The following is a 12,228-nucleotide window of genomic DNA, read 5'->3' on the forward strand; positions in this document are numbered from 1 at the left end:
TTTTTGTGATGGCTATATAAATCAGCATGTAATATATTTATTGTAATGACATGTTAAGTGTCAAACTTATCAAGTTTGCATCATAATGAATCGGGAGCATATAAAAATACAACCTTAGTTGTAGTAACAAGTATTTTTAAATTTCCCTATCTTGCAACTGGTTTTAAATAATATTTAACAAATCCAAATCTGAGCGAGTAACAAAACCAAAGTCTAAACAACGGAATCTAATACAACAAAATTTTAATACAACAACACTGGTACAACAAATTTTAATACAACGAAACTAAACGACGAATTTAAACAACAAATCTAAACAGAGTAAATGTTTGACCCGGCTTGTTAATTGAGTTTTTGCTTACAACAATATGTTATAGTGTATTGCAGCCTATGCTGAGTGAAAAAATAGATCCTTATGCCTAATCGTATATTTTCTATTTAAACAGTATATGTTCTACCTGTTTGCAATTCTGCTCTTAAGCCAGACTACGTTTCTGTGTCCATTATTCAAGGTTAACTGAAATATCTATTCAAATCTAAATTGCTTATGAAAAGAGGATTACTCTTATGGCTTCTCATGGCCATCAGCGTCTTGCATGTATATGCGCAAACGCGAACGATTACGGGCAAGGTTACAGATGCAAAGGATGGTTCACCCCTTCCTGGCGTTACTGTTGTAGCAAAGGGTTCCGGGAAAGGAGTCCTAACTACTGCAGATGGCACCTTTCAATTCCCCAACGTAAAACAGGGCGCTACGCTGGTATTTTCCTTTGTTGGTTATGTCAGCAAAGACGTTTACGCCGAATCTACTAACATTAATGTAAGCCTGGACCAGGACAAAAAACAACTCGGGGAAATTGTGGTAACAGCTGCAGGGCTGAAACGCAACGAATCATCACTGGGTTATTCTGTGACTACCATTAAGCCGGATGTGATTGTTCAGAAATCTGAGCCCGACATGCTGAAAGGTTTGCAGGGTAAAGTTGCAGGTGTGGATATCCGCGTTTCGCAGGGTACTCCCGGCGCCGCTACCCGTATCAACATCCGCGGTAATACTTCCTTCTTTGGTAATAACGAACCACTGATCGTAGTAGATGGGACTCCTTACAATAACGACCAAGTAACTACCTCCAGTCAAACTTCCGGTGGTGGTGCTTACTCCAGTGGTTTATCCTCCCTCGATCCCAATGATATTGCTTCCATGACAGTGCTGAAAGGTGCTGCTGCTGCGGCTTTGTATGGTTCCCGTGCATCCAATGGTGCGGTGATCATCACTACTAAATCGGGTAGCCCTTCTTTATCTAAAAGAAAACTGGAAGTGACCTATAGCTCTTCCCTGGCTTTTGAAAAAGTAGCGAATCTACCTAAATACCAGAACGATTACGGAACAGGTAGCAGCTTTGCATATGCAAATGCCAATGGTTCCTGGGGTTCCAAATTCGGCTCTCAGGATTCAGTGCCGGTATGGCCTGATTACCTGGATGCCTTCCCGGATCTGTTTCCTGCATCCGGCAATATGGCTTACAAAGCAGTGCCGAATAACGTAAAAGATCTGTTCAGAACAGGTATTGTTACTGAAAATTCAGTGAGCATTAATGGTGGTTCGGAAAAATCTTCTCTCAGTGCTACTGCTTCCTATCTTAACCAGGATGGTTATGTTCCCAATTCATCTTTCAACAGAGCAAACATGGCTGTGGGCGGCATTACCCGCTTAGTCAATGGCTTAACGATGAGTGGAAACTTCAGTTATAGCAAAAGCAATCAACTGGGTAGTATTTTTGGTGAAAACCAGGTAGACGGTGCTGCCTCTTCATTTGCACGTAACCTGTTCCTGGGAAGAAACTGGGATATTGCAGGTTTACCATATGAAGATGCTAACGGAAATCCAATATCTACCAGCGTATCCCAATATGATAACCCGCTTTGGGCATTCAGACACAATACGGTTAATACACAAACTGACCGCTTTGTTGCCAACATGAAACTGAACTATGACATCAAACCATGGTTTAATGTAAGTTATCAGCTGGGTACAAATACCAATTCATTTTTAAGAAAAGAAGTTGTTGACATAGGTTCCAGGGCAGCAGAAAATATCGGTCGTGTTGTTCAGCAGAACTATAAATTCACCGAAATTGAATCTAACCTGTTAGGTACTTTTACGCCCAGGATCAATAATGATTTTGGTCTGCGTTTCACTGTAGGACATAACGTGAACCAACGTGTTACCAACTCACAGATCACTACAGGTAAAGGTATCGTGGTACCGGGCATTTATTCTATGTCTAATACGGCTACTGTTTTACCAACGGAGGATAACCTGATTCAGCGGAGACTGTGGGGCGTTTTCGGAGATCTGGCGCTTGACTACAAGAAATGGATTTACCTGGAACTGACCGGCCGTAATGACTGGTCTTCTACCCTGCCATCAAATAACCGCAGCTATTTTTATCCAAGTGTAGCTACCTCTTTCATATTTACAGAAGCATTAAATATGCACAGCAATTTCCTGAACTATGGTAAGTTGCGTGCCAGCTGGGCTAAGGTAGGTCGTGATGCATCTCCTTATTCCCTGGGTAATACATTCATTGTAAATACACCGTTCCTTGGCAAATCCGGTGCTATACAGGATCCTACAGCAGGTAATCCTAATCTGAAACCGGAGTTTACCCGTGATTATGAAATTGGTGCCACACTCGAATTTGCTGATCGTCGTGTAACCCTGGATGCTGCCTGGTATAACCGCTTGTCTACAAACCAGATTGCGCCGATTTCAATTGCTCCTTCTTCCGGTTTTACTGCCGTGTATGATAACTTCGGTTCACTCTCCAACAAAGGTGTGGAAATAGACCTGAATGTTATTCCTGTCAGAACAAAAGATCTGACCTGGAGCCTGCATGGTATTTTCACCAAAAACAGGAGTGTAGTTGAGTCGCTGTTACCAGGTGTTGACCGGTTGATGCTGGGCGGTGTACTGAATACCATCAGCCCTTACCTGGAAGCAGGCAAGCCTTACGGCTATCTGCGCGGTACCGTGAATGAAAGAGATAAGAATGGTAACCTGTTAGTTGACCCAAGTACAGGATTATTGATTGAAGCGAAGGATCAACAAATGATTGGTGATCCCAATGCAGACTTCAAAGCTGGTCTGAGTACTACTATCAACTATAAAGGTTTCTTCCTGAATGCATTGTTTGACCTGACAAGAGGTGGAGATATTTACTCCGTAACAGTTAGCTCTTTACTGGGACGTGGTGTAACAATGGACACCAGGGATCGTGAAAATATGTTCATCATTCCGGGATTCTATGGTGATGCAAATACAGGATTGCCAATACTGGATGCGAAAGGAGAACAGGTGCGCAATACTACACAGGTAAGTTTATTCGAAATGTATTTTGGTAATTCATTCGCTATTAACTCTGCTACAGAGTGGAATGTGTATGATGCAACTGTTTATACTTTCCGTGAGCTGACTATTGGGTACGATTTCCCGAAACAACTGTTTAGCAAAACGCCCATCGGCGGACTGACACTGACACTTACCGGCCGTAACCTTTGGTACCTGGCGCCTAATCTGCCTAAGTACACAAACTTTAATCCGGAAGTAGCCAGTTTTGGTAATACAAATGTGCAGGGTATTGAATTGTCCGGAGCGCCGACTACCCGTCGTTTTGGCGTGAACCTGAAAGCTACCTTTTAATAATCACGAAAACACTTGAACTGATGAAAAGATTAAAATTCAGATATATATTTTTAGGAATGCTGATCGTGGGTACGGGTTGTACAAAGGGTTTCCTTGATATTAATAAGGATCCGAACAATCCTGCGAAAGTGTCTTTGTCGCAGTTGTTACCTACTGCTGAGCAGGGGCTGTCTTCCAGCCTCGGTTTTACAAACGACAATGCCGGTGTGCGCGGTTTAACAGAAGTGTTGGCTGTATATACGCATCAGATGACTGTGCGTGAAGATCCGGACAAGTACAATGCAACAGGTACTGACTTCAGTATTGATAATAGCTGGACAAACTTCTGGAGTGGTAACCCCGCCCAGGCGCCCAGCTCCGATGTAATCGGTACTATGCAGAACCTGGAAGTGATGATTGCGCAGGCTACTGCCGGCGATAATAAAATTTATGCAGGTATCGGAAAAATACTGAAAGCATATGGTGTAAGCCAGTTTGTGGATGCATATGGTGATGTTCCTTATACAGAAGCTACCAAGTTTGGAGAAACCGGTAACAGGTATCCTGCATTTGATAAAGGAAGCGAAGTATATCCGAAATTACTGGCGCTGCTGGATGAAGCTATTGCAGATCTGCAGGATAATGGAGCTGCCAACACAGCTGTTCCTGAGGCTGATGATCTTTTCTATGGTGGTAAACCCGCTTTATGGATTAGTGCAGCAAAAACAATTAAGCTGAAACTGTACAACCAGTTAAGATTAGTGCAGGATGTTTCTGCACCTGTTAATGCACTGATTACCGGTGGTGGCCTGATAAGTTCTACCGCTAATAGCTTCATGATGAAATATACCAGTGTAAGCTCTCCGGATAGCCGTAACCCCGGTTTTGCTGATTATGTAGCTACACAGAAAAGTCACTATCAAAGCCCCTGGTTTTATGAAATCCTGAAAGGATATAACAAACAGATCTTTACAGGTATCGTAGATCCGCGTGTTCCTTATTATTTCTTCAATCAGCTGACTCCCGATGGAGCACCGCAGAACGGAACTGAATACCGTGATGGTGGTTTCGTTTCTATTTATTTTGGTTCTACCGGTCCTAACCGCGATAAATCCAATGATAAAAGTATGAGCGTAGCCGGTATCTATCCTATAGGCGGCCGTTACGATGATGGCGATGCAGTAGCCGTATCTGCTACAAATGCTACCGGAGCTGCACCGTTAAGGTTGTTAACGTATGCGGATCGTTTGTTCATCGAAGCAGAATTGATCAATGCAAAAATTATAGCCGGTGATGCCAAAGCAAAATTATCTGCAGCTATTGATGCATCTATGGCCCAGGTAGACTATGTAGTAAACCTGGCTAAAGGAGCACAAGCTGTTCCTGCATTAGGCGGAACAGACGAAGCGGTTGCTTACCGTGATGCGATATTGCAAGCATATGATCAGGCAGGTACTGATGCACGTAAACTGGAAATTATAATAACTCAAAAGTGGATCCAGAGCTTTGGCTTTAGCTGTGATCAATACACTGATTACCGTCGTACCGGTTATCCTGTATTGTTTGATCCTGCTAATCCTGTACAGGCACCAGGTGGTTTTGCCCAACCTCCGATAAACGGAGATCCGATTCATCCGGGCGCTCAGGCTAAAGTGAAGGTAATCAACGGTAAAAAATATCCTTTATCCCTTCCATGGCCGGCAAGTGAGGCGAATGTGAATCCAAATACACCACCGGCAAAATCTCCGGATGTAGCACCGGTTTTCTGGGATAAAAACTAGGTTTTAAGTTATTTAAAAAAGAAAGTTTATGAAGAGAATATTCAGTTTAATCATATTAACAGGATTGGTAGTCACGTTTTACGCTTGTCGTAAAAATGATAATCCAAAACTTCCTGAAGGTATCACCAAAGGGGTACTGCCTCAATTAGTACAGGACGATACCAGGGAAGTACTTATACAGGAAATGGCCGACTTTAACAGTGCGTTCTCTATGGATCTCTATTTTAAAGATGGAGAGAAACCAAAAAAGATGGACCTGAAAGTGGCTATGGATGGCGACTATACCAATGTAAAAACCCTGCAGGCAGATATCACCACCTTCCCTGTAAAACAGGAAGTTACGGGTGTACAACTGGCGCAGCTGTTTGGTATAGCACCGGAAGATGTAACAACCGGTCAGTATTTCGAAATAAGACCCGATATTACACTCCCTGATGGTTCCGTATTACCTGCATTCCAGCAGTTAATAATTGATGGAGTACCTACCAATACTGAACCTTATGGTAGCGATGGATTGAACTTCCCTGAATCAAATGTAACGATCACCTACAAAAAGGTTTGTCCATTGAAACTGGAAGAATATCTGGGTACAGACAATATCCTGACCGTAGATGATAAGGATTTCTATGAAGCCAGTTACCCGGTAACAGTGAAAATTGAAGGAAATACCTGGACATTTAAAGGATGGGTGGAACTGCCGAATGCTGTAGTTACCATGACATTAGATCCACGTACATACAAGGTTACCTTTAAGAAACAGATCTATGCGCCTTTGGCTCCGGAGCTTGGCCCTTATCACGACTGGACAATAGAAGGTAAAGGAGATATCAACCCCTGTGATACTTCCATCACGGTTTCTCTTAACAACTCTGTGAAAGAAGGTGGATTTGGTACTGTCAGTGTCAAGATTTTCAAGAAATCAAACTAAACATACGCGTTACTATCGCTAACGATTATACGTAAATAAGAACTGAAATGAACCGCCCCGATTTTTATTGGGGCGGTTCATTTATGCCCCTGTATGATAAAGGTATTTTTAGTTATAACACTTTTGTGGGGTGCTGCTTTAATCATTTTGCATAAAAAAATCCTCACTGGTATTTTCACCAGTGAGGATTTTTTTTATGTAGATGAATATTTGTTGTGTGTTACTTGATCACTTCTTTCAACTTCGCTTCCAGTGCGGGTCCTCTCAGGTTAGCGGCAATAATTTTGCCCTGGGGATCCAGCAGGTAATTGGTAGGGATAGCGTTGATACCATATAAAGGTACAACCGCAGAATCCCAGAATTTAAGATCACTTACATGACTCCAGGTAAGGCCATCCTGTTGGATAGCGGCCAACCACTGATCTTTTGTTTTATCCAGTGATACACCCAGGATGGTGAAATTTTTACCCTTGTATTGTTGGTAAGCATTTACCACATTAGGATTTTCCTGGCGGCAGGGACCACACCAGCTGGCCCAGAAATCAATCAATACATATTTGCCACGGAAAGATTTCAGGCTGATCATTTTGCCGGACGGATCAGGCAATGTAAAATCGGGGGCTACTTCACCTACTTTCATAGCAGAAGGTTCCTGACCACCGGCAGCATCGCTGTCCTGTGCGCCGCTGCCCTGTGCTTTTTCCAGTTCCGCAATTTTTTCGGTCATGCTTTTCACCAGCGTATTCTTTGGAAAGCGGGTAGTAAGACTGGTAATCACTTGCTTGTGTGCCATGATTTCCTCTCCGCTTCTTACCTGGCTAACGGCAAACACTGCATTGGCAGGGTTTTTTGTTTTTTCTGCCAGATCAAAAAATCCTTCTTCAAAATCTTTTTCTTTCTTTTGGAGAGCTGCCAGTTGTGGCTGGAATACGCTGTCTGGTATACCGGCGGTGTGCAGGCTATCCAGTTTACGCATCTCTTCTGTGAGTGCAATATTTTTCTGACTGATATCAAGCAGGAACTGTTGTAGTTCAGCAGTGGCTTCTGAGCCGGAAACGGTGAGTTTCTCCAGGTTGTTAGCATCGCCTTCCAGTTTCATATCACCGGCATCGAGTGCGAGCAGTATGAATTTACCATTCTCAAAACGGATGCGGTACAGCCCTTGCTCGGGTACCATACCTTTCAGTGTAAAGTTACCGGCGGCATCTTTTACATTGGTAGAGTCTACCACTTTCAAACTTTCCAGGGTCAGCTCTTCCAGTACCACCGGTCCAAGTGGAAGATTTGTAAAATGACCTTCTATTTTAAATTCTCCTTTTTCCTGTTGTCCGGCGCATCCTGCCAGAAATGCTCCCACGGATATCCACAATAAGTATTTTTTCATGCTGCTTTTTTTAATCGTTTTGCTGACCTATGATTGATCAATATAAGTTAAATATTTTCAAGGGTATCAACCTTTGAGTTTTTCTGTCAGCAGCTCGTTGGTGAGTCGTGGATCTGCTTTTCCTTTCGACAACTTCATTACTTCGCCTACAAACAAGGCCATCAGACCTTTTTTGCCGCCTCTGAAGGCCGCTACTTTGTCAGGATATTTTGCCAGTACTTCGTCGATGATCGGTGTAATATTATCTGCATTATGATCCTGCAACAGGTTGAGCCGGGTGGCGATGGCCAGCGGGTCTTCCGGTGCATTGATCATTTCCGGTAAGATCCTGGAGGATGCAATGGAAAAGCTGACTTTCCCGCTATCGGTCAAGCCGATTAAAGCGCCCAGTGCTGTGGGTGTAACCGGAAATTGTGTGATATCTTTTGCGCCTTCGTTGAGATAAGATTTCACCGGGCCCAGGATCCAGTTGGCCGCTGCCTTGTAATGGGTGGTATTGGCGGTCAGTCCTTCGAAATAATCAGCGGTGGCTTTATCATCGCAGATAACGCGGGCATCATATTCCGGCAGGCCGTATTCCTGGGTGTACTTACGGATCAGTTCTTCCGGCAGTGCAGGCAGGGTGGCTTTTATACCGGCAATAAATTCATCCGTCAGCTTGAAAGGTGCGAGGTCTGGCTCCGGGAAGTACCGGTAGTCGTTGGCCTCTTCTTTTGAGCGCAGCGAAAAAGAGCTGCCGTTGGAGGCGTCAAAGCTACGGGTTTCCTGTACCAGGGTACCACCGGCTTCAATCAGCTCTATCTGTCTTTTTACTTCATTATCTATAGCCCGCTTTACGTTGCGGATAGAGTTCATATTTTTCACTTCCACTTTGGTGCCCAGGGTGGTAACACCTTTTATGCGCACAGAAACGTTGGCATCGCAGCGCATGCTGCCTTCTTCCATATTACCATCGCATACGCCCAGGTAGCGCACAAGGCGCCTCATTTCTGTGAGATAGGCATAGGCTTCATCGCTATTGTGCATATCCGGCTCGCTCACAATTTCCACGAGGGGTACGCCGGCGCGGTTATAATCCACATAGCTGCTGTGCGGATCCTGGTCATGTAGTAGTTTACCTGCATCTTCTTCCAGGTGGATCCGGTTCAGCTGTACATCCCTGGTACCGGCATCTGTAATAATGCGTACGTAACCACCTTTGCAGATGGGCGCTGTATGCTGTGATACCTGGTAACCTTTGGGAAGATCCGGGTAGAAGTAATTCTTACGGGCGAAATAATTATCTTTTTCGATCTCACAATGACAAGCCAGACCGAGTTTGATGGCATATTCGGCTGCTTTCCGGTTCATCCGTGGTAAAGTACCCGGATGTGCCAGCGTAATGGGACTGATATGTGTATTGGGCGCACCACCAAAGGTGGCGCTGTCACCACAAAATAATTTACTCTCTGTAAGCAGCTGGGCGTGTACTTCCAGCCCTATCACTGTTTCATATTTGCTATAGATATCGCTCATATTCCATACTGATTACCGCAAATATATTCAAATAATGCCGGGATTCCGGGCTATTTCGTGCCAATAAATTCCTAAATTGTAGTACTTCATCTTTTTAAAAAATGCTCCCCTATGACCAGCAATGCCCAGGTAAGTCAGCTTTATAAGGCCCAACAGGGCTATTTTGAATCGGGGGTTACGCTTCCTTACGCTTTCAGAAAAGCGCAGCTGAAGCGGCTGAGAAAAGGTATTGAGAAGTTTGAATCCAGGATTATGGAGGCCCTGCACCAGGATCTTCATAAACACGCGATGGAAGCGTATGCGAGTGAAATCGGATTTTTATATGAAGAGATAGATTATATGTTGGCCAACCTGAAACAATGGATGGAGCCGGAAATAGTGACCTCTCCTTTTGTCACCTATCCGAGCAGCAGCCGGGTGTATCGCGAGCCATTGGGCCTGACCCTGATCATTTCCCCCTGGAATTATCCTTTTATGTTGCTGATTAGTCCGCTGGCAGGTGCTATGGCTGGCGGTAACTGCGCCATTCTGAAACCTTCGGAGCTGGCGCCGCATACGGCGGCGGTTACCGCTGCCATGATAAAAGAGACTTTTGACCCTGCCTATATCACCGTAGTGGAGGGCGATGGTAGCGAAGCTATTCCCGCACTGATGCAGTTCCGGTTTGATCATGTATTTTTTACAGGTAGTATAGCAGTAGGTAAGAAGATCATGGAGATGGCCGTACCGCATCTCACCCCTGTTACACTGGAGTTGGGTGGTAAATCGCCCTGCGTAGTAGACGAAAAGGTAAATATAACGGTAGCGGCTAAACGTATTATTTGGGGGAAGTTCTGGAATGCAGGGCAAACCTGCGTGGCGCCGGATTACCTCCTGGTACATCATAAGGTGAAAGATGCACTGGTAGCCGCCCTGAAAGAAACAATTGTTTCCTTTTTCGGGGAAGATCCCGCCGCCAGCAAGGACTACGCCCGTATGATCAATACACGCCGATTCGATACGGTGTCTGCTTACCTCGATGAAGGGCAGATCCTGCACGGCGGACAAACCGACCGTGACAACCTGTATATCGCGCCCACCCTGCTGGATGACGTGGAATGGTCTGATCCGGTAATGCAGGAAGAAATTTTTGGACCGGTTTTACCTATTCTCACCTTTACAGAGCTGCCACAGGCCATCCAGGCTATCAGGCAGCACCCATACCCATTGGCGTTATATGTCTTCACAAAAAGTAAGAAAACAGAAAAAATGCTGATAGAGCAAGTACGTTTTGGCGGTGGCTGTATCAATAATGCGCTGGTACATCTTACAAATCCCGAACTACCTTTTGGCGGCGCCGGCTACAGCGGTATGGGCCAATATCATGGCCGTTACAGCTTTGATACTTTTACCCATCAGAAAGGTATGCTGAAAACCGGTACCTGGCTGGACGTTCCCGTAAAATATCCCCCCTTCAAGAACAAGCTGAAAATGCTGAAGCTGATAATGAAATGATTAATATTTTGGGATTTGATTATTTTTTTATTTAACGCATTGTGCTATTATGCCCCCTCCCAGCCTCCCCCGAAGGGGGAGGGGAAAGGAGACTAGGGCTTATTTTAACCTTTGATTTACCACCATTTTACGGATAATACGGAGGTGCCTGATGTGATAACATAATATTCTCTACCTGCATTAGATAGCCACTTCAAAAACGAAAATAAGCCCTAGTCTCCTTTCTCCTCCCCCTTCGGGGGAGGCTGGGAGGGGGCATAAATATTACAGGTCTGCTTTATTTAATTTCTTCGGTACTGTTATTTGCAGTGTCTGTTCTTTCCCATTTCGTTTAACCGTTGCCATTATTGTTCCTTTGCTGCGGTTTTCGCGGAAGGCTTTTGCTACATCGTGGGCTGATTTGACCGGTGCGCCGGCCATTTCTGTGATAAGATCGTCTACTTTGAAACCGGCCTTTTCCGCGATGGAGGAAGGTTGCATATTAATGATCTGGGCGCCTTCTCCGTTTTCTGTATCCTGTACCTGGATACCGAGTTTTGCATCCTGATCAGCATTGTCGAACCAGCCGCGGCCAAAGCCTTGCCTGTCGCGCGGCATGGGAGAAAAGCGGAAAAAATCGTTTCTGCTGCCGGGAGCCGGAAGCATCCGCATGCCGGTACCACCTTCATTTTTCCTTTCACTCAGTGTAAGAGAAACTTTACCCTCTTTTTTATTACGTATGTACGTAACCGTTACCTTGTCTCCGGGTTTGTATTCACCGATTTTTTTATACAGTTCTTCGGGTTCATTCACGGTGCTGTCATCAATTTTGGTGATGATGTCACCAGCGAGGATACCAGCTTTATCTGCCGGGGTGCCCTTTGCCACTGTTTTTACAGTGGTGCCTTTGGCAGCAACCTTTTCTGTGATCACTCCCAGCACCGCTTTGTTGCCGGGCATGGGTATGGCGTTGTCGTCATTAAAAAGATCAAACCCGCCACGGTCGTCTCCATTTTCAAAGCTGAAGTTATTGCCGTTAACCGGCGTAATGCTGCGGCGGAAAACAGAGATGTCCGGACTACTGTACTGGTCTGGTTTTTTGCCATCTATCAGCACTTCACCATCCTTAATCTCAATGGTTACTTTGCCATCCTTATCACTTTTGTGTTTGATCACAATTTCATCGAACTCGCCCATTTTGTTCTGGGTGGCGTTTTGCGCCTGCACGGAGCCTATACCCAGGGCCAGGCAACTGAAGCCTGCCAGCGTAAAGGTTTTTAGCAAATTGGTCATAAGTCAGCAGTATTTTGTTGATTAAATTTAATGTAATACTGCAAAATTAATGAGAGGAAGGGGTAAGGAAAAGTTAAAATAGACCAGGATTAGCAGGAATAAAAAAGGATTAATAGGATTGAACTGGGAGATATAAAAGGAGAAAAACAGTTGTTGCTCTTCTCTTTAT

The 12,228-nt window shown here is 44.6% G+C and carries 7 protein-coding genes; 4 read left to right on the forward strand and 3 right to left on the reverse strand.

Annotated elements, in window-relative coordinates:
* Window positions 1-547 precede the first annotated feature (547 nt).
* Genes ABQ275_RS25330 through ABQ275_RS25340 form a run of 3 tightly spaced genes read left to right on the forward strand, consistent with a single transcriptional unit; the run spans window position 548 to window position 6,394 of the window.
* Window positions 548-3,703: a SusC/RagA family TonB-linked outer membrane protein gene (locus tag ABQ275_RS25330; protein ID WP_349315941.1), complete on the forward strand. Its 3,156-nt coding sequence runs from the start codon at window positions 548-550 to the stop codon at window positions 3,701-3,703.
* Between the two features lie 23 nt (window positions 3,704-3,726).
* Complete coding sequence (locus ABQ275_RS25335) at window positions 3,727-5,466, forward strand: SusD/RagB family nutrient-binding outer membrane lipoprotein (protein ID WP_349315942.1); 1,740 nt, start codon at window positions 3,727-3,729, stop codon at window positions 5,464-5,466.
* 28 nt (window positions 5,467-5,494) lie between these two features.
* A complete protein-coding gene (locus ABQ275_RS25340) occupies window positions 5,495-6,394 on the forward strand; it encodes a hypothetical protein (RefSeq protein ID WP_349315943.1) in 900 nt (299 codons plus the stop codon).
* A 220-nt stretch (window positions 6,395-6,614) separates the two neighbouring features.
* On the opposite strand, the gene ABQ275_RS25345 is transcribed toward ABQ275_RS25340, so the two are convergent.
* Both ABQ275_RS25345 and gatB read right to left on the reverse strand, forming a co-directional pair.
* Complete coding sequence (locus ABQ275_RS25345; protein ID WP_349315944.1) at window positions 6,615-7,778, reverse strand: TlpA disulfide reductase family protein; 1,164 nt, start codon at window positions 7,776-7,778, stop codon at window positions 6,615-6,617.
* A 66-nt stretch (window positions 7,779-7,844) separates the two neighbouring features.
* Window positions 7,845-9,293 (reverse strand): Asp-tRNA(Asn)/Glu-tRNA(Gln) amidotransferase subunit GatB, encoded by a 1,449-nt coding sequence (gene gatB / locus ABQ275_RS25350; RefSeq protein ID WP_349315945.1) that lies wholly within the window; start codon window positions 9,291-9,293, stop codon window positions 7,845-7,847.
* Between the two features lie 111 nt (window positions 9,294-9,404).
* Here gatB and ABQ275_RS25355 point away from each other — a divergent pair, with 111 nt between their 5' ends.
* Complete coding sequence (locus ABQ275_RS25355; RefSeq protein WP_349315946.1) at window positions 9,405-10,787, forward strand: aldehyde dehydrogenase; 1,383 nt, start codon at window positions 9,405-9,407, stop codon at window positions 10,785-10,787.
* 264 nt (window positions 10,788-11,051) lie between these two features.
* On the opposite strand, the gene ABQ275_RS25360 is transcribed toward ABQ275_RS25355, so the two are convergent.
* Complete coding sequence (locus tag ABQ275_RS25360; RefSeq protein WP_349315947.1) at window positions 11,052-12,059, reverse strand: PDZ domain-containing protein; 1,008 nt, start codon at window positions 12,057-12,059, stop codon at window positions 11,052-11,054.
* Between the last annotated feature and the right edge of the window lie 169 nt (window positions 12,060-12,228).

This window comes from Chitinophaga sp. MM2321, from assembly GCF_964033635.1.
GTDB lineage: Bacteria > Bacteroidota > Bacteroidia > Chitinophagales > Chitinophagaceae > Chitinophaga.

What these genes read in the sequence shown, in the direction of transcription:
- ABQ275_RS25330 (WP_349315941.1), top strand. Translation starts at nt 548, where the DNA reads ATGAAAAGAGGATTACTCTTATGGCTTCTCATGGCCATCAGCGTCTTG.
- ABQ275_RS25335 (WP_349315942.1), top strand. Translation starts at nt 3,727, where the DNA reads ATGAAAAGATTAAAATTCAGATATATATTTTTAGGAATGCTGATCGTG.
- ABQ275_RS25340 (WP_349315943.1), top strand. Translation starts at nt 5,495, where the DNA reads ATGAAGAGAATATTCAGTTTAATCATATTAACAGGATTGGTAGTCACG.
- ABQ275_RS25345 (WP_349315944.1), bottom strand. Translation starts at nt 7,778, where the DNA reads ATGAAAAAATACTTATTGTGGATATCCGTGGGAGCATTTCTGGCAGGA.
- gatB (WP_349315945.1), bottom strand. Translation starts at nt 9,293, where the DNA reads ATGAGCGATATCTATAGCAAATATGAAACAGTGATAGGGCTGGAAGTA.
- ABQ275_RS25355 (WP_349315946.1), top strand. Translation starts at nt 9,405, where the DNA reads ATGACCAGCAATGCCCAGGTAAGTCAGCTTTATAAGGCCCAACAGGGC.
- ABQ275_RS25360 (WP_349315947.1), bottom strand. Translation starts at nt 12,059, where the DNA reads ATGACCAATTTGCTAAAAACCTTTACGCTGGCAGGCTTCAGTTGCCTG.